The organism is Roseateles sp. AC306, assembly GCF_979253795.1.
In genome coordinates, this window is sequence record NZ_CEEDEB010000005.1 from 334,642 (window position 1) to 354,909 (window position 20,268).

General features: G+C 67.8%; 19 protein-coding genes. 7 read left to right on the forward strand and 12 right to left on the reverse strand.

Going from position 1 to position 20,268, the window contains the following annotated elements:
- Positions 1-33: 33 nt before the first annotated feature.
- The 4 genes from AC0IZJ_RS13630 to AC0IZJ_RS13645 all read left to right on the forward strand — a co-directional run bounded on the left by AC0IZJ_RS13630 (position 34) and on the right by AC0IZJ_RS13645 (position 5,822).
- The gene (locus tag AC0IZJ_RS13630) at positions 34-660 is read left to right on the forward strand and encodes a PEP-CTERM sorting domain-containing protein (protein ID WP_471850550.1); all 627 of its coding nucleotides are present in this window, start codon (positions 34-36) and stop codon (positions 658-660) included.
- On the forward strand, positions 660-3,257 hold the full coding sequence (locus tag AC0IZJ_RS13635; protein ID WP_471850552.1) for a hypothetical protein: 2,598 nt from the start codon (positions 660-662) through the stop codon (positions 3,255-3,257). Before AC0IZJ_RS13630 ends, AC0IZJ_RS13635 begins: the two co-directional genes overlap by 1 nt.
- 10 nt (positions 3,258-3,267) lie before the next feature.
- Complete coding sequence (locus AC0IZJ_RS13640; RefSeq protein WP_471850554.1) at positions 3,268-5,340, forward strand: ATP-dependent helicase; 2,073 nt, start codon at positions 3,268-3,270, stop codon at positions 5,338-5,340.
- Between the two features lie 110 nt (positions 5,341-5,450).
- Positions 5,451-5,822, forward strand: a complete 372-nt coding sequence (locus AC0IZJ_RS13645) for a hypothetical protein (protein WP_471850556.1) — start codon at positions 5,451-5,453, stop codon at positions 5,820-5,822.
- A 55-nt stretch (positions 5,823-5,877) separates the two neighbouring features.
- Here AC0IZJ_RS13645 and AC0IZJ_RS13650 read toward each other — a convergent pair whose 3' ends face one another.
- Positions 5,878-7,962, reverse strand: a complete 2,085-nt coding sequence (locus AC0IZJ_RS13650; protein ID WP_471850558.1) for a primosomal protein N' — start codon at positions 7,960-7,962, stop codon at positions 5,878-5,880.
- A 296-nt stretch (positions 7,963-8,258) separates the two neighbouring features.
- Positions 8,259-9,338, reverse strand: a complete 1,080-nt coding sequence (gene hemE / locus AC0IZJ_RS13655; RefSeq protein WP_471850560.1) for a uroporphyrinogen decarboxylase — start codon at positions 9,336-9,338, stop codon at positions 8,259-8,261.
- A 111-nt stretch (positions 9,339-9,449) separates the two neighbouring features.
- Here hemE and AC0IZJ_RS13660 point away from each other — a divergent pair, with 111 nt between their 5' ends.
- The 3 genes from AC0IZJ_RS13660 to AC0IZJ_RS13670 are packed head-to-tail and all read left to right on the forward strand — an operon-like array spanning position 9,450 to position 11,498.
- On the forward strand, positions 9,450-10,073 hold the full coding sequence (locus AC0IZJ_RS13660; protein ID WP_471850562.1) for a LemA family protein: 624 nt from the start codon (positions 9,450-9,452) through the stop codon (positions 10,071-10,073).
- A 7-nt stretch (positions 10,074-10,080) separates the two neighbouring features.
- Entirely contained in the window at positions 10,081-10,980 is a 900-nt protein-coding gene (locus tag AC0IZJ_RS13665; RefSeq protein ID WP_471850615.1) for a TPM domain-containing protein, read from the forward strand.
- Positions 10,980-11,498 carry a TPM domain-containing protein gene (locus AC0IZJ_RS13670; RefSeq protein ID WP_471850564.1) on the forward strand — a complete coding sequence of 173 codons (519 nt, stop codon included), beginning with the start codon at positions 10,980-10,982 and terminating at the stop codon, positions 11,496-11,498. Before AC0IZJ_RS13665 ends, AC0IZJ_RS13670 begins: the two co-directional genes overlap by 1 nt.
- On the opposite strand, the gene AC0IZJ_RS13675 is transcribed toward AC0IZJ_RS13670, so the two are convergent.
- The 10 genes from AC0IZJ_RS13675 to atpB all read right to left on the reverse strand — a co-directional run bounded on the left by AC0IZJ_RS13675 (position 11,472) and on the right by atpB (position 20,257).
- Positions 11,472-12,449 carry a PEP-CTERM sorting domain-containing protein gene (locus AC0IZJ_RS13675; RefSeq protein ID WP_471850566.1) on the reverse strand — a complete coding sequence of 326 codons (978 nt, stop codon included), beginning with the start codon at positions 12,447-12,449 and terminating at the stop codon, positions 11,472-11,474. The two genes, AC0IZJ_RS13670 and AC0IZJ_RS13675, sit on opposite strands and share 27 nt — an antisense overlap.
- A gap of 85 nt (positions 12,450-12,534) precedes the next feature.
- The gene (locus AC0IZJ_RS13680) at positions 12,535-13,377 is read right to left on the reverse strand and encodes a D-hexose-6-phosphate mutarotase (protein ID WP_471850568.1); all 843 of its coding nucleotides are present in this window, start codon (positions 13,375-13,377) and stop codon (positions 12,535-12,537) included.
- 72 nt (positions 13,378-13,449) lie between these two features.
- Positions 13,450-13,863 carry a F0F1 ATP synthase subunit epsilon gene (locus AC0IZJ_RS13685; RefSeq protein ID WP_056266377.1) on the reverse strand — a complete coding sequence of 138 codons (414 nt, stop codon included), beginning with the start codon at positions 13,861-13,863 and terminating at the stop codon, positions 13,450-13,452.
- A gap of 71 nt (positions 13,864-13,934) precedes the next feature.
- The gene (gene atpD, locus AC0IZJ_RS13690) at positions 13,935-15,350 is read right to left on the reverse strand and encodes a F0F1 ATP synthase subunit beta (RefSeq protein ID WP_471850570.1); all 1,416 of its coding nucleotides are present in this window, start codon (positions 15,348-15,350) and stop codon (positions 13,935-13,937) included.
- 42 nt (positions 15,351-15,392) lie between these two features.
- Positions 15,393-16,265, reverse strand: a complete 873-nt coding sequence (atpG, locus tag AC0IZJ_RS13695) for a F0F1 ATP synthase subunit gamma (protein WP_471850572.1) — start codon at positions 16,263-16,265, stop codon at positions 15,393-15,395.
- Positions 16,266-16,326: 61 nt separating this feature from the next.
- On the reverse strand, positions 16,327-17,880 hold the full coding sequence (gene atpA, locus AC0IZJ_RS13700; RefSeq protein WP_471850574.1) for a F0F1 ATP synthase subunit alpha: 1,554 nt from the start codon (positions 17,878-17,880) through the stop codon (positions 16,327-16,329).
- A gap of 98 nt (positions 17,881-17,978) precedes the next feature.
- Entirely contained in the window at positions 17,979-18,512 is a 534-nt protein-coding gene (locus AC0IZJ_RS13705) for a F0F1 ATP synthase subunit delta (protein ID WP_056266388.1), read from the reverse strand.
- Between the two features lies 1 nt (position 18,513).
- Positions 18,514-18,984 (reverse strand): F0F1 ATP synthase subunit B, encoded by a 471-nt coding sequence (locus tag AC0IZJ_RS13710; RefSeq protein WP_056266391.1) that lies wholly within the window; start codon positions 18,982-18,984, stop codon positions 18,514-18,516.
- A gap of 74 nt (positions 18,985-19,058) precedes the next feature.
- On the reverse strand, positions 19,059-19,334 hold the full coding sequence (atpE, locus tag AC0IZJ_RS13715) for a F0F1 ATP synthase subunit C (RefSeq protein ID WP_056205553.1): 276 nt from the start codon (positions 19,332-19,334) through the stop codon (positions 19,059-19,061).
- Between the two features lie 68 nt (positions 19,335-19,402).
- Positions 19,403-20,257, reverse strand: coding sequence for a F0F1 ATP synthase subunit A (gene atpB, locus AC0IZJ_RS13720; RefSeq protein ID WP_471850577.1), 855 nt, complete (start codon positions 20,255-20,257; stop codon positions 19,403-19,405).
- Positions 20,258-20,268 lie beyond the last annotated feature (11 nt).

Genomic DNA, 20,268 nt, shown 5'->3' on the forward strand with positions numbered 1-20,268 from the left:
CGCAACAATGCGCGCCCCACCTGCGGAGGTTCCATGGCCCGTCGTTCGCTGCTGATTGCGTCCCTCATCTCATCGCTGATCGCCCTGCCCCTGGCCGCGACGGCCGCCGGCTTCGATGCGGGCGACGAAGGCTGGACGACGCCGGTGGCGCCGCTGGGCGGCACCCAGACCTGGGTGGCCAGCGGCGGCAATACCGGCGGCTGGTTGCAGGTATCGGACATCGACGGCAACACTGACATCCTGATCAGCGCCCCTTCGGCCTGGCTGGGCAACTGGTCGGCCTACCTGGGCGGCACGCTGTCCTTTGATGCGAAGAACGTCAACGGCATCTCCAGTGACTGGGGTGGCTTCGGCGACATCGTCATCAGTGGTCCGGGGGGCAGCGTGCAGTTCGACATCGTCGCCGCCGGCCTGCCGCCCACCAACGGCGAGTGGCAGCGCTACAGCGTGGCGCTCACGCCCGCCGCCGGCTGGAGCCCGTCCCTGGCCAGCGTGCTCGCCAACGTGACCAGCCTGACCATCAACGGTGAATTCCATGCCGGGCCGGGCGAAGTGGTCGGCTTCGACAACATCCAGGTCACCGCCGTGCCGGAGCCGGCCAGCGCGGCCCTACTGCTGGCCGGCGCCGGCCTGCTGGCCTGTCTGCGTCGCAAGCGCTGATGGCTGCCGTCGGCGCCGTGCCTGCTGCCGGCCTGATGGGGCTGGGTGAGATGCAGCTCCGGCTGCCGGCCACCAAGACGCAATGGCTGGCCCTGGTGGCCGGCCTGGCCCTGGGCTTTCTCGGCGCCGAACTGGCCTGGCACTACCCGCTGTCCGGCCCGCTGGCCCTGGCGGCCTGGGGCGCTGCGGTGCTGCTGGCAGCGGTGTTCTGGGTCAAGACGCCGGTGCTGCTGTTCGCTCCGCTGCCGCTGATCGGCCTGGCGCCATGGAGCGGCTGGATCACCTTCGAGGAGATGGACCTGCTCGTCACCGCCTGCGGCTGCGGCGGTTATCTGGCCTACGCGCTGCAGCTCAACGCCCGCGACCGCGCGCCGGCCTGGCGCCACGCCCTCGTCTACTCGCCGGCCGTGCGGGTGCTGATCGTGGCGCTGGCGCTGTCGGCGCTGTGGAGCGTGAAACGAGGCTTTGCCGATGCCGGCGGCTTCACTTTCGGCTGGTTCCACGGCTACCACGAGGCCATGAACTCGGTGCGCAACGCCAAGGCCATCTTCCTCGTGCTGGCCCTGCTGCCGCTGTGGACGGCCGCCGCCGCCGCGCGCCCGCGGGGCTTCTCACGCGGCCTGCTGCTGGGCCTGGTGCTGGCGCTGGCTGCGGGCAGCGCCGCCGCGCTGTGGGAGCGCCTGGCCTACACGGGCCTGCTCGACTTCTCCACCGACTACCGCACCACGGCCCTGTTCTGGGAAATGCATGTGGGCGGCGCCACGCTGGACGGCTTTCTCGTGCTGACCCTGCCATTCGCGCTGCTGGCCCTGCTGCGCACGCGCTCGCCGTGGCAGTTCGGCGTCGGCCTGGTCATCGCGCTGCTGGCAGCCTATGCCTGCCTCACGACCTTCTCGCGCGGCGTCTACCTGGCGCTGCCGCTGGCCCTCATCCCGATGGTGCTGCTGGCCGATGCCCAGCGCCGCCGTGCGGCCTCCTCCGGCCCGGAGAGCAGCCACATCGACAGCACGCTGGGCCCCGTCGACGAGCCTCTGCCGCGCCTGGCCAAGCTGGGCGCGCTCGCCATGGCGGGCGCCTTCGCGCTGGCGGCGGCGCTGGTCTTCGGCGGCGGCGGCTATCGCGGCCTGCTGGCGCTGTTCTTCGTCATGCTCATCCTGCTGACCATGCCGGCCAGCCTGTGGCGGCCCGGCCTGGGCCAGCGGCTGACGGCCGTCATCATGGGCGGATTGCTGGCGCTGCTGCTGGGCGGCGCGAGCTGGGCGTTGTCCATGGCCGTGCCCAAGGCGGCCTATGTTCTGAACGTTGTCGCACTGCTGTGCTGCGCGGCGCTGCGCTGGCGCGACGTGCCCGGCCAGACACGGCCGATCTATGTGCTGCTGGTGACCACCAGCTGGTTCTGGCTGCTGTCCACCATGGTCATCGTCGCCGACTACTGGGGCGGCACCGACGGCCGCTGGACGGCGCTGGCCGCCGGTCTGGCGCTGGGCGGTGTCTGGGCCGCCATGCTGCTGGAGCCGCGCCTGTGGCCGCTGCAGGGCGCGCGCAACACGGGCGCGGCCGGCTGGCGCAAGCGCGCGCTGCTGGTGGCCGGGCTGCTGCTGGTCATGTCCATCGTCGCGGCCCTGGGCGGGGGCGCCTACCTGCGCGACCGCGTTGCCACCTGGAAGGAAGACGGCCACACGCGCCTGAGCCACTGGCGCGACGGTCTGCGCCTGCTGCACGGTGGCCAGCAATGGCTGCTGGGCAAGGGCGCCGGCCGCTTCGTCAGCAGCAATCTCTACGAAGGGCCGCCCGAGTCCCAGATCGGTGACTACCGGCTGCGCACCGACGAGGCCGAGGCCTTCCTTGCGCTGACCGGCGGCAAGCACTTGCTGGGGCGCGGCGAGCAGTTCCGCCTCAGCCAGCGCATCGTCACGCCAGCACCCGGGCCGGTGGCCATCACGCTGGTCAGCCGCACCGTCGGCGAAGCCCATCTCGTGCTGCAGATCTGCGAGAAGAACCTCATCTACCCGGACAACTGCACCAGCGTCGAGCCGGCGCTCATGCCGGTGCAGGCCGAGGGGGCGCCGGAAGGCACCCTCGCCTGGCAGACCAGCCAGGTCAAGCTCGGCGGCCTGCCGGCGCTCGGCGGCGACTGGTGGGCGCCGCGCTTCGTGACCTTCTCGATGGCGCTCAACACGCAGGGCGCGCGCGTCGACATCGGGCGCATCGCCATGCAGGACTCGCAAGGCCGGCAGCTCCTCGTCAACGGCGACTTCAACCGCGAGATGGCGCACTGGTTCTCCTCCAGCGACCGCTACCACCTGCCGTGGCACATCAAGAACGCGGCCCTGCATGTGCTGTTCGAGCAGGGCCTGCTGGGCCTGGCGCTGGTGGGCTCGGCCTATGTGCTGGCGCTTGTGCGCCTCAGCTTCGGCCGCGGCCGCGACCATCCGCTGGCGCCGGCCATCGTCGCCGCGCTGATCGGCTTCGGCGCCGTGGGTGCCTTCGACAGCCTGTTGGACGCGCCGCGCATCGGCTTCATCTTCTTCACGCTGCTGTTGCTCGGGCTGGGCTTGCGCGCCCTGCCAGGAGAGGGTGTCGCGCGAGTGGCATGATGCGCGCCCCATGTCCGCCGCCCCGCCCCCAGGCCAAGCATCGGCCGGCCTCAACCCGGCGCAGCTCGAGGCCGTCTATCACCTGAGCGGCCCTTGCCTCGTCATTGCCGGCGCGGGCTCGGGCAAGACGCGCGTCATCACCACCAAGATCGCGCAGCTGCTGGTGTCGGGCTACCGGGCCAGCCAGATCGCGGCCATCACCTTCACGAACAAGGCCGCGCAGGAAATGCGCGAGCGCGCCAAGGCACTGGTGGGGAACAAGGCGGCCAAGGACCTGGCAATCTCGACCTTCCACAGCCTGGGCGTGCGCCTGCTGCGTGAGGAAGGCTCGCGCGTCGGCCTGAAAGAGCAGTTTTCCATCCTCGACAGCGACGACGTGCTGAACGTGCTGAAGGACGCCGGCGGCACCACCGACATCAACCAGGCGCGGCGCTGGCAGTGGACGATCTCGCTGTGGAAGAACCAGGGGCTCGGCCCGGCCGAAGCCGCCCAGGTCGCCAAGGACGACGACGAGCGCGCTGCCGCCGCCGTCATGGTGCGCTACCAGGAGCGCCTGTCGGCCTACCAGGCCGTGGACTTCGACGACCTCATCACCCTGCCCCTGAAGCTGCTGACGACCCACGCCGAGGCGCGCGCAAAGTGGCAGGACAAGTTGCGCTACGTGCTGGTGGACGAGTACCAGGACACCAATGCCGTGCAGTACGAGCTGCTGAAGGCGCTGGTGGGCGAGCGCGGCATGTTCACCGCCGTGGGCGACGACGACCAGTCCATCTACGGCTGGCGCGGCGCCACCATCGAGAACCTCAAGCGCCTGCCGCTCGACTACCCCAACCTCAAGGTCATTCCGCTGGAGCAGAACTACCGCTCGACAGGTTCCATCCTGCGCGCGGCCAACAACGTCATTGCCGGCAACCCCAAGATCTTCGAAAAGAAGCTGTGGAGCGAGTTCGGCGACGGCGAGCCGGTGGTGCTGCTGGAGGCCGATGGCGAGGAGCACGAGGCCGAGCGTGCGGTGGCTCGCATCCAGCAGCTGCGGGCGGACGGCAAGGGCCCGCAGTTCCGCGACTTCGCGATCCTGTACCGCGCCAATCACCAGGCACGCATCTTCGAGCAGGCGCTGCGCCGCGCGCAGATCCCCTACAAGGTCTCGGGCGGCCAGAGCTTCTTCGACAAGGCCGAGATCAAGGACCTGTGCGCCTGGCTGCGGCTGCTGGTGAACCAGGACGACGACCCGGCCTTCCTGCGCGCCGTGACGACGCCCAAGCGCGGCATCGGCCACCAGACACTGGGTGCCCTGAGCACCTTCTCGGCGCAGTGGAAGTGCAGCATGTTCGAGGCGCTCTTTTCCGAAAGCCTGGCCACCGCGCTGACCAAGCGCGCGTTGGACGGCCTGCACGAGTTCGGCCGCAGCGTGAACGAGCTGCAGTACAAGGCCAGGCACACCGAAGGCCACACCGCCGCGCACGCCATGCTGACCGAATGGCTGAAGGACATCGGCTACGAGGCCCACCTGCTCGACAACGAGGAGAACGAGAAGGTCGCCCAGGCGCGCTGGGGCAATGTGCTGGACTTCGTCGACTGGGTCGCCAAGCGCTGCGGCGGCCAGCAGAGCGAGGAAGGCGGCGTCAGCTTCACCGAGCCCAAGCAGAGCGTGCTGGACGTGGCCCAGACCATCTCCGTCATCCTGTCCCTGGCCGAGCGTGGCGACGAACAGGACCAGGTCACGCTGACGACGCTGCATGCCTCCAAGGGGCTGGAGTGGCCGCATGTCGTGCTGGCCGGCGTCAACGAGGGGCTGCTGCCGTTCAAGCGCGAGGAGGCGGAGCTGACGGCGGAGGCGCTGCAGGAGGAACGGCGGCTGATGTACGTGGGCATCACCCGCGCGCGGACGACGCTGGCCGTCTCCACGCTGCGCCGCCGCAAGAAAGGCCGCGATACCGTTGTGGGCATTCCGAGCCGCTTCCTGGCCGAGATGAAGCTGCACGAGGGCAGCACGCGCGAGGACCCGCGCGAGAAGCTAAAACGGATGCGCGCCGAATTAGCCGCCAAGGCGGCAGCGCGTCTCGACACGGCAACGGACTGAATCGTCCATTCGCGGGGGGTCCCCTCAAGCTCGTGAAGTGTTCACACCCTCGCCACGCTAGGCTGCGAACAATGCGCTCCAGCACTTCCTCTCACGGTGAGCCCCGCATCATGAAAGTCCTGATCATTGCTGCTGTCCTCGTTGCCCTGAGCTCCGCTTCTCCTGCCGGCGCTCCGCATGACCCACGTCTGCAAAGCACGTCGGGCCAGGCCGCGACCACCGTCATTGCCGACGCCGGCCGCATCGGCTCGGCCAGCCTCACCGCACTGAACGGCGGCAGCCATTGGGCACCAGCCCAGGCGCAGACCGACAGCGAATTCGGCGCCGCAGTGCCCCAGGTCGACACCGGCATGCTGCTCGGCGCTCTGGGCGGCCTGATCATTGCGCTTTACCGCCCGCTGGGCCGTGCGCTGCGCCGCCAGGAACAGCAACGGCGCGCCGCCGCGCTGGCCAGCACGCTGGACCACGCACCGCGCGGCTGAGGCTCCCGCTGCTTCCTTTCGAACGGCCCTTCGGGGCCGTTCGGCGTTTCTGGGCTCAGATCGCCAGCGGGTCCACGTCCACCGCCCAGCGCAGCACGGCCTTGTGCTCGCGCTTCAGTGCGATGAGCGCCGGCACCCAGGCACGCAGGGCGGCCTGCAGGCGCGCACGCTGGCCGGCTTCCACCAGCATCTGCATGCGCTCCACGTCGGCCACCCGCGCCACCGCGTGCGGCACCGGCGGGTAGACCAGCACGCCCTCGTCCTGCATCAGCTCCGCCGCCGCCGCGAGGAAAGCCTTGGCCGCGTCCACCGTGCGCGCCTCGGCCCGCAGCAGGGCCAGGTGGGAGAACGGCGGCAGGCTGGCCGAGCGGCGTTCGTCGAGCTGCGTCCTGGCGAAGCGCACATAGTCGTGCCGCGCCAGCGCCTGGTAGAGGGCGTGATCGCGGTGCCAGGTCTGCACCCACATCTCCGCAGGTGATTCGCCCGACGCATCCCGACCCGCGCGGCCACCCGCCTGCATCAGCAGCGCGAACAGGCGCTCGGGCGCGCGAAAGTCGCTGCTGAACAGGGCCCCGTCCGGGTTCACTGCCGCGACGAAGCGGATGCGACGGAAGTCGTGGCCCTTGGTGATCATCTGCGTGCCGACGAGGATGTCCACGTCGCCGTCGTGCACGGCCTTGAGCTGTGCCTCCAGCTCGCCCTTGCGGCGGGTGGAGTCGGCGTCGATGCGCAGCACGCGGGCGCCGGGCAAGGCCTCGGCCAGTTGCTCCTCCAGCCGCTCGGTGCCGCGGCCCAGGGGCGCAATGTCGTGGTTGCCGCAGTTGGGGCAGGCGCTGGGCACGCGCTCGGTGAAGCCGCAGTGGTGGCAGCGCAGCGTGCGGTCGCGCTTGTGGAAGACGCGCCAGGCGCTGCAGTGCGGGCAGTCGCTCTTCCACTGGCATTCGCCGCAATGCAGCACCGGCGCATAGCCGCGGCGGTTCAGGAAGACCAGGCTCTGCTCGCCGCGGTCCAGGCGCTCCTTCAGCGCGGCCAGCAAGGGCGCGGTCAGCGCGGTCGTCACGCCGGCGGTGGGCGGCAGCGCCTTCATGTCGAACAGCTTCACCCGGGGCAGCGAGCCGCCGCCGATGCGGGCCGCCAAGGTCAGGCGCTCATAACGGCCACTTTCAGCGTGCTGCCAGCTCTCCAGCGATGGCGTGGCCGAGCCGAGCACGACGGGAACCTTGAGGTCATGCGCGCGCCAGACGGCGAGGTCGCGTGCTGAGTAGCGGGCGCCGTCCTGCTGCTTGTAGGAAGGGTCGTGTTCCTCGTCCACGACGATCAGCCCGAGCTCGGGCAGCGAGGCGAACACGGCCAGCCGCGTGCCCAGCACCAAACGTGCGCGGCCAAGATGGGCGGCCAGCCAGTTCTGCAGGCGCTGGGCCGGCGTCAGCGCGCTGTGCAGCGAGACGATGGCCAGCGGTTCGGGCAGCAGGGCCGCGAAGCGCTCGGTGAAGCGGGCTTCGAGCTGTGGCGTCAGGTTGATCTCGGGCACCAGCACCAGCACCTGGCGGCCGGCGGCGAGCGCGGCCTCGGCAGCGCGCAGATAGACCTCGGTCTTGCCGCTGCCGGTGACGCCGAACAGCAGCGCGGGTTTGGGGGCGGCGCTGGCCAGCTGCGCTTCGATGCGGGCGACGGCCTCGGCCTGTTCCGGTGCCAGCGGCGGCTTGAGCGGCTCTGCCACCGCCGCCTTGGTCGGCTTCTTGTCCAGCTTGCGCAGGCGGGCGGCAAGCTGCTCGGGCGACAGCTCGCGCAACTGCGGCGGCAGCACCGCGCTGGCCAGCTCGCCGACGCTGCGCTGGTAGTAGCCGGCTGCAAAGTCCAGCAGCCGACACCAGTCCGCGCCCAGCGGTGGCAAGGCATCGAACACGGCCGCCACCGGCCGCAGCGCCATCTCGGCCTCGCCAACGGCCTCGCCCGGCCAGACGACGCCCAGCAGCTCCCGCTTGCCCAGCGGCACGCGCACCAGCGTGCCCGAGGCGAGCGCCTGCTCACTCGCATAGTCAAGCGGGCCGTTCAGACCGCTGTGCTGGGGGGCGTCGACGGCGACGCGCACCACCGCCGCCTGGGTGGCCTCAGGCAAGCACAGCTCCATGCGTTTCATGAAGCGCAGACTCAGGAAGCGGGGGCAAGTCCATGATTAGTAAGGCTTCTTGGGTTGCCCACAATTTCTGTGGATAAGTTTGTGAGCAAATCTCGGATGCGGGCCAAAGGCGCCCGGCCGCCGGGCGAGCCGCCCCGAACTGGCCCGCCGCATGGTTTTGGGGCTTCCCTTGAAAATCAATCACTTAGGGACGATCCGGGAAAACGCCAATTTGCGTCGCACCAATCTTCAACGCGCCGCCTCGTATCCCAATTTTTGGGGATAAGTCCCCGTGCAAGTGCAGATTTCTCGCTTTGTCAGCCCGCAGCGCGCAGCTTTCGCGAGTGGCTGTGCACTTCGTCCACCAGGGCCGTGACGCTCTCCGGCGGCGTGAACTGGCTGATGCCGTGGCCCAGATTGAAGATGTGGCCGCTGCCGGCCGCCGGCTTGCCGAAGCTGTCCAGCACGGCGCGCACCTGGGTACGCACGGCCTCGGGCGGCGCAAACAGCACATTGGGGTCGAGGTTGCCTTGCAAGGCCACGCGGTCGCCCACGCGGGCACGGGCGGCGCGGAGGTTCATCGTCCAGTCCAGGCCGACGACATCGGCGCCGGCATCGGCAATCTCGTCCAGCCACAGTCCGCCGCCCTTGGTGAACAGCAGGCGCGGGATGCGCACGCCCTCGTGCTCGGTCTTCACGGCGGCCAGCACCTGGCGCGAATAGGCGAGGCTGAACTGCTGGAAGGCGCCATCCGCCAGCACGCCGCCCCAGGAGTCGAACAGCATGACGGCCTGGGCGCCGGCCTCGATCTGCGCATTGAGGTAGGCGGCTACCGAGCGGGCGTTGATGTCCAGGATGCGGTGCATCAGGTCGGGGCGTGAATACATCAGGCTCTTGACGAGCCGGTAGTCGTCCGAGCCGCCGCCCTCCACCATGTAGCAGGCCAGCGTCCACGGGCTGCCCGAGAAGCCGATCAGCGGCACACGGCCATTGAGCGCTTTGCGGATGGACGTGACCGCGTCGAAGACATAGCGCAGTTTGTCCATGTCGGGCACGGCCAGCGCCTCGACGGCGGCTTCGTCTCGCACCACCTTGGCGAACTTCGGGCCCTCGCCCTGCTGGAAGCTCAGGCCCAGGCCCATGGCGTCGGGCACGGTCAGGATGTCGCTGAACAGGATGGCCGCGTCCAGCGGGTAGCGCTCCAGCGGCTGCAGCGTCACCTCGGTCGCATAGCCCGGGTTGGTGGCCAGGCCCATGAAGCTGCCGGCCTTCTCGCGCGAGGCTCGGTACTCGGGCAGGTAGCGGCCGGCCTGGCGCATCAGCCAGACGGGCGTGTGCTCGGTGGGTTGGCGCAGGCAGGCGCGCAGGAAGCTGTCGTTTTGGAGGGGGGCGAACATGGCCGAAATTATCCCCGCTGCCATGCATGGCCCTGTTGCTGCCGTCGGGAACGCTGTTTGCCGGTGGCTGGCTCACCTTCTTCGCAGCGAGATGCACGCATGAACGCGCCCATGATCCGAATGCTTGCCACCCTGGTCGTCGCCGCCAGCCTGTCCGGCTGCGGCTACAACCAGTTCCAGTCGCTGGACGAGCAGGTCAACGCCAACTGGGCGGAGGTGCTCAGCCAGTACCAGCGCCGCGCCGACCTGATTCCCAATATCGTCAACACGGTCAAGGGCGAGGCGAACTTCGAGCAGGAGACGCTGACCCGCGTCATCGAGGCGCGCGCCCGGGCCACCGCCGTGCAGGTCACGCCGGAACTCGTCAACGATGCCGAAGCCCTGAAGAAATTCCAGGCGGCCCAGGGCGAACTGAGCAGCGCGCTGTCCCGCCTGCTGGTGGTGACTGAGAACTACCCGAACCTGAAGGCCAACCAGGGCTTCCAGGACCTGCGCGTGCAGCTTGAAGGCACCGAAAACCGCATCACCGTGGCGCGCAATCGCTACATCCAGTCGGTGGCCACATACAACGTCCACACGCGCAGCTTCCCGAACAACCTGACCGCGATGGTCTTCGGCTACAAGGCCAAGCCGAACTTCACCGTGCAGAACGAGGCGGCCATCACGACGGCGCCGACGGTGGACTTCGGCACGGCCAAGCCGGCTGCCCCAGCCGCGCCGGCCGCGTCGCAGTAAACGCGTGATGCGCTGGCTCAATGCCTTGCTGCTGCTGATGGCAGCGGCCTGTGTCCAGGCCCAGGACGTGCAGCCGGTGCCGGCCTTGAGCGCCCGCGTGATCGACCAGACCGGCACGCTGGACGCCGCACAGCGCCAGGGCTTGGAAGACCGGCTGGCCGCGTACGAGCAGGCCTCCGGCCCACAGATCGCCGTATTGATGGTCGCCACGACCGCGCCGGAGGACATCGCCGCCTATGCCCAACGCGTGGCCGACCAGTGGAAGATCGGCCGCCGCGCGGTGGGCGACGGGCTGCTGATCGTCGTTGCCAAGAACGACCGCAAGATGCGCATCGAGGTGGCCAAGGCGCTGGAAGGCGCGGTGCCCGACCTGGCCGCGCGGCAGATCATCGACACGGCGATGAAGCCCGCCTTCCAGGCCGGGGACTACGCCGGCGGCCTGCAGGCCGCCATCGAGAAGCTGCAGGCGCGTATCGCGGGTGAAGGCCTGCCGGCGCCGGCATCGGGGCCTTCCCGGCATACCGCGGACGAAGGCTTCGGCTTCCAGGACCTCGGCATGCTGTTCTTCTTCGGCGTGCCGGTCGTCGGCATGCTGCTGACCGGCATGCTCGGGCGCAAGCTGGGCAGCCTGGCGACGGCAGGCGCCGCCGGTGCGGCCGGCTGGGCCCTTGGCGGCGGCCTGGTCATGGCGGGCATCGCCGCAGTCGCCGCGCTGGTGCTGGTCGGCCTGTTCGGCATCGGCTCGGCAAGGCGCGTGTCCGGCGGCTCGCGACGCGGCGGCATGCTGGTGCCGCCCATCATCTGGGGCGGCGGCGGAGGTGGTGGCTTTGGCGGCGGCGGCGGAGGCGGCTTCTCGTCCGGCGGCGGCGGCAATTTTGGCGGCGGCGGCGCCTCGGGAGACTGGTGATGGCAGGCCTGGCTATCAAACGGCTCATCCGCCACCGCCTCTGGGACGAGGACGACGCGCGCCGTGTGCTGCCCGCCGAGGCGCTGGCCCGGCTGCAGCAGCGCGTGGCCGACAGCGAGGCGCGCCACAGCGGCGAAATTCGAGTCTGCGTGGAGGCCAGCCTGCCGCTGAGCTATCTGTGGCGCGACGCGACGGCGCGCGAGCGAGCAGTCACCATGTTCGCCAAGCTGCGCGTCTGGGACACCGAGCTCAACAACGGCGTGCTGATCTACCTGCTGCTGGCCGAGCACCGCATCGAGATCGTGGCGGACCGCGCGCTTGCGCGGCGCGTCGACGGTGCGCACTGGCAGGGCCTGGTCGACGCCATGGGCGCGGCCTTTCGCGCCGGCCATTTCGAGCAGGGCCTTGGCGACGCCATCACTGCCGTGGACGCGCTGCTGGTGGCGCACTTTCCGCGCGACGCAAGCAGCTCTGCGCCACGCCTGAACGAGCTACCCGACGCGCCGCTGCTGGGCTGAGCACCGCAAGGCCACAACGCCCAGGCCCAAAGCCAGCAACGCCCAGGTCTGCGGCTCGGGCACCGCAGGCGCAAAGCCCCGCGCGTAGTCGAAGCCGCTGCTCGAACGCAGGCTGTAGCTCGTCGGGTCGATCACGGCGCCGCTCACGCCGTCGCGCAGGCTCAGCCCCATGAAGCTGGCGGTGTTGCCGTAGTCGGCGCTGTAGCTGCAGCCGCCCACGGGCGTCGGCAGGCTCGGGTGCGGCGGCGACATCGAGAACAGGCATTGGGCCGTCAGCGACAGCGTCCAGCTCAGATCGAACTGATAGCTGCCGAACGACGGGGACACCGACCCTAACCGCATGCTGAAGCCGGTGTCGGTCACGTCGAAGGCGCCGCTGCTCTGGCTGCGCGTGCGCTGCTGCCCGCCGGCCAGCACGTTCTCGGTGGCCCAGGTGCGCTCCCGAATGCCGACGCCCTCGTTGCCCACCCTCATCCCGAGGGTGGCGTCGATGTCCAGGCGGCCACTGGCATTGGTTTCGATGCGGCCGCCCGCAGTGCCGCCGAAGTGGTAATCGACGCGCAGCACCGTGTCGGCATTGAAGCCGGCGCCCTGCAGGATCAGGCTGTCCTGAAAGGTCGCCTCGCGCAGGCTGCCCCCGAGGCCGAACTGCGTGCCGTCGTTGGCCGTCACCCGCGCCGCGCCGAACTCGGCCACGCGCAGCCGCCCAAGTTCGGCCGAAACCAGGCCGCTTGTGCTCTGCACGTTCGTCCAGGTGCTTTCCAGCGCGCGGCCGGGCTGCGGATTGAAGTGGTTGTTGCCGGCGTAGGTCTGGCCGCCGTAGGTGAAGGTGTAGCCGGGCGTGTCAGGCTGGCCCGTGATCCCGAGATAGGGCCGGCCCGCAGCCTGGGCGGACATCCCGGCCAGGCCGAGCAACAGGGTGATGAGCGAATAAGCGGCTGTGGAGTTCATGGGCGGCTCGGCTGGCGTGGCAACGAAAAGGTTCGTCACCCCACCAACGAGATCCGCTGTCAGAACCGGACAGCCTGCTGCGATGTCACTCCAGCCGCAGGCTCTGCCGCCCGACCCAGCTCTCGCCGGCCGGCAGCTCGACGGGGCGGCCGACGCAGGCCGCCTCCACGCACAGCATCTCGGACCAGCCCTCGGGCGGCATGTCGGCCAGCTTGGCGCAGCGCTCGGGGCCGGGGTTCCAGATGACGGCATCTTCGAAACCCTGCTGGCGGACGACCACCTGGCGGCGGCCCTCGGTCACCAGCAGCGGCCGCTCCATCACGCCGAAGTAGATGCGGTCCAGGTCGAGCACGCCGTTCTCGCCGGTCAGCAGCAGGTCCATGCGCTGCAGCGCCTCGGCCTGCTTGATGCTGTCGAAATAGCGCAGCCCGGCCAGGCCCTCGACGCTGACCGCGTCCAAGTCGGCCACGCGGAGATAGGTGTGCAGGGCGGCGGTGAACTGCAGCGGCTCATCACCGGCCTGGCCCAGGTTCTCGCAGGCGAGTTCCACGTCCAGGCTGCGTCCGCCGACGCGCACGCTCAGCTCCAGCTCGAAGGCATGCGGCCAGAGTGCACGCGTGGCGTCGCTGTCGCGCAGGCGCATCACGGCGAGCGCGTCGTCCTTGCCCTGCTCCTGCTGCACCAGCTCCCACGGCAGCGTGCGCGCAAAGCCATGCTTGGGCAGCGGCCCGCGCTCGGCAAACTGCGGGAAGCACACCGGCACGCCACCACGGATGGCCTTGCCGGTCGCGAACTCGCTGCGTGCGGATAGATAGAGCTGCTCGGAAGCGCCGGCGGGCTTCCAGGACAGCACATGGCCGCCATGCAGGCTCAGCGTGGCGGTGGCGCCATCGGGCGCGGTCAGTTGGATGGCGTCGTTCGCGGTCATGAAGTGCCTTCGGAAAAACAAACGGCAGGCGCTCGGCCTGCCGTCATCGTCTCACCCTCGCGGGCGGGAGACTTACTTCTTGCGGAACTTGCGCAGCGCAGCGACCTGGGCCGCCAGCGTCAGCAGTTCGTTCTGGATCGCCGCCTGGTCGAGTTCGCTCTTGGCGTTCTTGAGCGCTTCCTCGGCCTGCTTCTTGGCCTCGACAGCCTTGGCCTCGTCGAGGTCCTTGCCGCGGATGGCGGTGTCGGCCAGCACGGTCACGCGGTTGGGCTGCACTTCGAGAATGCCGCCGGCGACGAAGACGAACTCTTCGGTGCCGTCAGGCCGCTCGATGCGCACGGCGCCCGGCTTGATGCGGGTGATCAGCGGCGTGTGCTTCGGCAGGATGCCGAGCTCGCCACTCTCGCCCGGCAGGGCGACGAACTTGGCCTCGCCCGAAAAGATCTGCTCTTCGGCGGAGACCACGTCGACGTGGAGGGTTGCCATGTTCAATCTTCCTTAGCTAACCGTTGAAGAAGTCGTGCGGGAGACGGGACGCCGAAACGTCCCAATCAACCTCACTGGATCTTCTTGGCCTTCTCGAAAGCTTCGTCAATGGTTCCCACCATGTAGAAAGCTTGCTCGGGCAGGTGATCGCACTCGCCGGCCACGATCATCTTGAAGCCGCGGATGGTTTCCTTCAGCGGCACATACTTGCCGGGCGAGCCGGTGAAGACTTCGGCGACGTGGAAGGGCTGCGACAGGAAGCGCTGGATCTTGCGGGCGCGGGCGACCGACAGCTTGTCTTCCGGCGACAGTTCGTCCATGCCCAGGATGGCGATGATGTCGCGCAGTTCCTTGTAGCGCTGCAGCACCTGCTGCACGGCACGGGTCGTCGAGTAGTGCTCTTCGCCGACGACGTTGGGGTCGATCTGGCGGCTGGTCGAGTCCAGCGGGTCCACGGCGGGGTAGATACCCAGCGAGGCGATGTCACGTGACAGCACGACGGTGGCGTCCAAGTGGGCGAAGGTCGTGGCAGGCGACGGGTCGGTCAGGTCGTCCGCAGGGACGTAGACGGCCTGGATGGACGTGATCGAGCCGACCTTGGTCGACGTGATGCGCTCTTGCAGGCGGCCCATTTCCTCGGCCAGCGTCGGCTGGTAGCCCACGGCGGAAGGCATGCGACCCAGCAGTGCGGACACTTCCGTGCCGGCCAGCGTGTAGCGGTAGATGTTGTCCACGAAGAACAGCACGTCCTTGCCTTCGTCGCGGAACGACTCGGCGATGGTCAGGCCGGTCAGCGCGACGCGCAGACGGTTGCCCGGGGGCTCGTTCATCTGGCCATAAACCATGGCGACCTTGGAGTCTTCCAGCTTGTCCTGGACCACGACGCCCGAGTCCGACATCTCGTGATAGAAGTCGTTGCCCTCACGGGTGCGCTCACCCACGCCGGCGAACACGGACAGACCGCTGTGCGCCTTGGCGATGTTGTTGATGAGCTCCATCATGTTGACGGTCTTGCCGACACCGGCGCCGCCGAACAGACCCACCTTGCCGCCCTTGGCGAACGGGCAGATCAGGTCGATCACCTTGATGCCGGTTTCCAGCAGATCCTGCGACGGGCTCAGCTCGTCGTAGGCCGGAGCGGCGCGGTGGATGGAGGCGGTCAGGTCGGATGCGACCGGGCCACGCTCGTCGATGGGGTTGCCCAGCACGTCCATGATGCGGCCGAGGGTCGCCTTGCCGACCGGCACCTGGATGGTGTCGCCGGTGTTGAAGACCTCGGTGCCGCGGCGCAGGCCGTCGGACGAGCCCAGCGCGATGGTGCGGACGACGCCGTCGCCCAGCTGCTGCTGAACTTCCAACGTCAGGGCCGAGCCTTCCATCTTCAGCGCGTCGTACACCCTGGGCATGCGGTCGCGCGGGAATTCCACGTCGACGACGGCGCCAATGCACTGAACGATCTTGCCGACTGCTGCTTGCGTGTTAGCCATTTTTGCGTTCCTTCAATTCAATTCTTTGCGTGCCGAAGCGACTCAACCGACCGCGGCGGCGCCGCTGACGATCTCGGACAACTCTTTGGTGATGGCAGCCTGGCGGGTCTTGTTGTAGACCAGCTTGAGCTCACCGATCAGCGTGCCGGCGTTGTCGGTCGCGGCCTTCATGGCCACCATGCGGGCGGACTGCTCGCTGGCCATGTTCTCGGCGACGGCCTGGAAGACCAGTGCCTCGGTGTAGCGCATCAACAGCTCGTTGATGACCGTGGGAGCGTCCGGCTCGTAGATGTAATCCCACGAGTGGCCGGCCTTGTCGGTCTCCATGTCGCTGGCCTTGAGCGGCAGCAGCTGGTGCACCTTCACCTCTTGCTTCATCGTATTGATGAACTGCGTGTAGCAGAGGTAGACGGCGGACAGCTTGCCTTCGGCGTACTGGTCGAGCAGCACCTTGACGGGGCCGATCAGGGCCTCGATGTGCGGCTGGTCGCCGAGCTGCGTCGCGTGAGCGACGACGCGGGCGCCGATGCGGTTCATGAAGCCCAGGCCCTTGCCGCCGATGGCGACGACTTCGGCCGTGTGGCCCGCCGCTTCGACTTCCTTGAGCTTGGTCGTGGCCGCGCGCAGCAGGTTGGTGTTGAGACCACCGCACAGGCCCTTGTCCGTCGTGACGACGACCATGCCGACCGTCTTCACGCCCTCGTTCTTCACGAGGAAGGGATGGCGGTACTCGGGGTTGGCCTTGGCAAGGCTGGCGGCGATATTGCCGATCTTCTCGGCGTAGGGGCGAGCCGACCGCATCCGTTCCTGCGCCTTGCGCATCTTGGAGGCGGCGACCATTTCCATCGCCTTGGTGATCTTCTTGGTGTTCTCGACCGACTTGATCTTGCCGCGGATTTCTTTGCTTGAAGCCATTCGAACTCCTAGTCAGTGCAGGGCTGAGTGTTGATGCTCGGCCCCGCGTTACCGTGGCTTCTTAAGCGAAGGACTTCTTGAAAGCCGTGATGGCGGCGTTCAGTTCAGCTTCCGCATCCTTGTCCATCGCCTTGTCCGCTTCCAGCTTGGCAAGCAGTGCAGCGTGGCTGGTCTTCAGGAACTGGTGCAGGCCGTGCTCGAAGGACAGGACCTTCTTCACGTCGATGCTGTCCATGAAGCCCTTGTTGGCGGCGTACAGCGAAGCAGCCATCAGCGAGATGGACAGCGGCGAGTACTGCGCCTGCTTGAGCAGTTCCGTCACGCGGGCACCGCGGTCCAGCTGCTTGCGGGTGGCTTCGTCCAGGTCAGAAGCGAACTGCGCGAACGCGGCCAGCTCACGGTACTGCGCCAGGTCGGTACGGATACCGCCGGACAGCGACTTGATCAGCTTGGTCTGCGCAGCACCACCGACGCGCGACACCGAGATACCGGCGTTGATGGCGGGGCGGATACCGGCGTTGAACAGGCTGGTTTCCAGGAAGATCTGGCCGTCGGTGATCGAGATCACGTTGGTCGGCACGAAAGCGGACACGTCGCCGGCCTGCGTTTCGATGATCGGCAGCGCCGTCAGCGAACCGGTCTTGCCCTTGACTTCACCCTTGGTGAAGGCTTCGACGTAGTCGGCGTTCACGCGGGCGGCGCGCTCCAGCAGGCGGCTGTGGAGATAGAACACGTCGCCGGGGTAGGCTTCGCGGCCCGGCGGGCGGCGCAGCAGCAGCGAGACCTGGCGGTAGGCCACGGCCTGCTTGGACAGGTCGTCATAGACGATCAGCGCGTCCTGGCCGCGGTCGCGGAAGTACTCGCCCATCGTGCAGCCCGAATAGGCCGACACGTACTGCATGGCAGCGGATTCCGAAGCGGAGGCGGCGACCACGATGGTGTAGTCCATCGCACCGGCCTGCTCCAGCGAGCGCACCACGTTCTTGATCGACGACGCCTTCTGGCCGATGGCGACGTAGACGCAGGTCATGTTCTGACCCTTCTGGTTGATGATCGCGTCGATGGCGACGGCGCTCTTGCCCGTCTGACGGTCACCAATGATCAGTTCGCGCTGGCCGCGGCCGACGGGAACCATCGAGTCAATCGACTTCAGGCCGGTCTGCACCGGCTGGTCCACCGACTTGCGGGCGATCACGCCCGGGGCGACCTTCTCGATGACGTCGGTCATCTTGGCGTTGATCGGGCCCTTGCCGTCGATCGGCTCGCCCAGCGCGTTGACGACGCGGCCAATCAGCTCGGGGCCGACCGGCACTTCCAGGATGCGGCCCGTGCACTTGACGGTGTCGCCTTCCGAGATGTGCTCGTAGGCACCCAGAATCACGGCGCCGACGGAGTCGCGCTCGAGGTTCAGCGCCAGGCCGAAGGTCTGGCTGCCGTCCTTGGCGACCGGGAATTCGAGCATTTCGCCCTGCATCACGTCGGACAGGCCGTGGACGCGGACGATGCCGTCGGAAACGGACACGACGGTGCCCTGGTTGCGGATGTCCGAGCCAACACCAAGACCCTCGATGCGGCTCTTGATCAGTTCGGAAATTTCAGCGGGATTGAGTTGCATGCTGGGTCTCCAGTACCCGGAGCGGCCAAACCACAGCCATCAGGCGGGTCAGTCGCAGGGTGAATCGGTGGGATGTCTTGCGGTGGCTCGGGCAGCCGTCAGGCAGTCAGGGCGACCTTCATGCGCTCAAGGCGGGCCTTGACGGAGGTGTCCAGCACCTCGTCGCCGACCACCACGCGCACGCCGCCAATCAGCGCCGGCTCGATCTGCACATGCGCGTCGAGCTTGCGGCCGAAGCGCTGTTCCAGCGTCGTCTTCAGCTCGGCCAGTTGGGCGTCGCTGATTTCATAGGCGCTGTAGATGTGCGCGTCGGACACGCCGGAAGCGGCATTGGCCAGCACGTGGTACTGGGCAACGACTTCAGGCAGCGCCGCGAGACGGCCGTTCTCGATCACGGCGCGCAGGAAATTCTGCACGCCCGGGGCCAGGTCTTGCTTGGCGGCGGCGGCGATGACCGCGAGCACCTGCTCGGACTGGGCCTTGGGGTGATCGGCGAACTGGCGCAGATCGGCGTCCTGCGCCACCTGGGCCAGCGCGTCGAGCTGACGGCCCCAGGCAGCCAGGTCCTGCGACTTGGCAACCTGGAACAGCGCTTCCGCGTAGGGGCGGGCGATGGTGGCGATCTCGGCCATTTTACAGCTCCGTCTTCAGGCGGGCCAGCAGCTCGGCGTGAACGCCGGCGTTGACTTCCTTGTGCAGGATCTGCTCGGCGCCCTTGACGGCCAGCGCGGCGACCTGCTCGCGCAGGGCTTCGCGGGCGCGGGAGACCTGCTGCTCGGCATCGGCCTTGGCGGCGGCCAGGATCTTGGCGCCCTCTTCTTCGGCGCGGCCCTTGGCGGCGTCGACGATGGCCGCGGCACGCTTCTCGGCGTCCGAGATCAGCTTGCCGGACTCGGCCTTGGTCTGAGCCAGTTCCTTGGCGATCTGCGCCTCGGCACCAGCCAGCTCGGCCTTCGCCTTGTCGGCAGCGGACAGGCCAGCGGCGATCTTCGCGGCGCGCTCATCGAGCGCCTTGATGATCGGCGGCCACACATACTTCATCGTGAACCCGACCAGGATCAGGAACACGATCATCTGAACGATGAGCGATGCGTTAATAAACACCTTGGTGCCTCACAAAGTTTCGAGTGCGGAAACCGCCGGGGCAACCATGGCCACGGCGGGTCGACAGCTTCGAATTACTTGGCGCCAGCAGCCAGGGCGGTGGCGATCTGACCCAGGAAGGGGTTGGCAGTCGCGAACCACAGGGCGATACCCGTGCCGATGATGAAGGCCGCGTCGATCAGGCCGGCCAGCAGGAACATCTTGGTTTGCAGTTCGTTCATCAGCTCGGGCTGACGAGCGGCGGACTCAAGGTACTTGCTGCCCATGATGCCGATACCGATACAAGCACCGAAAGCGCCCAGACCAATGATCAGACCAGCGGCGAGAGCAACAAAGCTAATAACTTCCACGATGACTCCTTGAGAGATTTAGAGAGAGAAACGGTTGAGGAAAACTGCTTGGGAAACTTGGCCGACGCTCAGTGCGCGTCGTGGGCCTGGCCGATGTAGACCAGCGTCAACATCATGAACACGAAGGCCTGCAACGTGATGATCAGGATGTGGAAGATCGCCCACACCGAGCCCGCAATGATGTGGCCGATGGCCAGGCCGACGCCGGTGGCCGACAGGCTCCAGGCGCCACCCATCAGGGCGATCAGCATGAAGATCAGTTCGCCGGCATACATGTTGCCGAACAGTCGCATGCCGTGGGACACGGTCTTGGCGATGAACTCGATCAGCTGCATGGCGAGGTTGACGGGGTACAGCACGACCTTGTCGCCGAAGGGCGCCGAGATCAGCTCATGGCCCCAGCCGCCCGCGCCCTTGATCTTGATGTTGTAGAGCACGCAGGTGATCAGCACGCCCAGGGACAGGCCCATGGTCATGGACAGGTCGGCGGTTGGCACGACGCGCAGGTAGGCGTGGTGGTCACCGGTGATGTTCTGCCAGATCCAGGGAAACAGATCGACCGGGAACAAGTCCATCGCGTTCATCAGGAAGATCCAGACGAACACGGTCAGGGCCAGCGGCGCGACCAGCTTGCGACTGTTGGCGTTGTGGACGATGCCCTTGGCTTGATCGGCAACGATCTCGACGAGGATTTCCACGGCGGCTTGAAAACGGCCCGGAACGCCCGACGTCGCGGACTTCGCGGCACGCCACAGGAAGAAGCTGCCCACCAGGCCCAGCAGCACGCTGAAGAAGATGGAGTCGAGGTTGACGACGGAGAAGTCGACGATGCCCTGCTGCTTGCCACTCTGCGCGTGGTTCAAGTGGTGAATGATGTATTCACCAGCGGTCGGGGCTGCTGTTGCGTGGCTTTCTGATGCCATGTTTCGTTCTG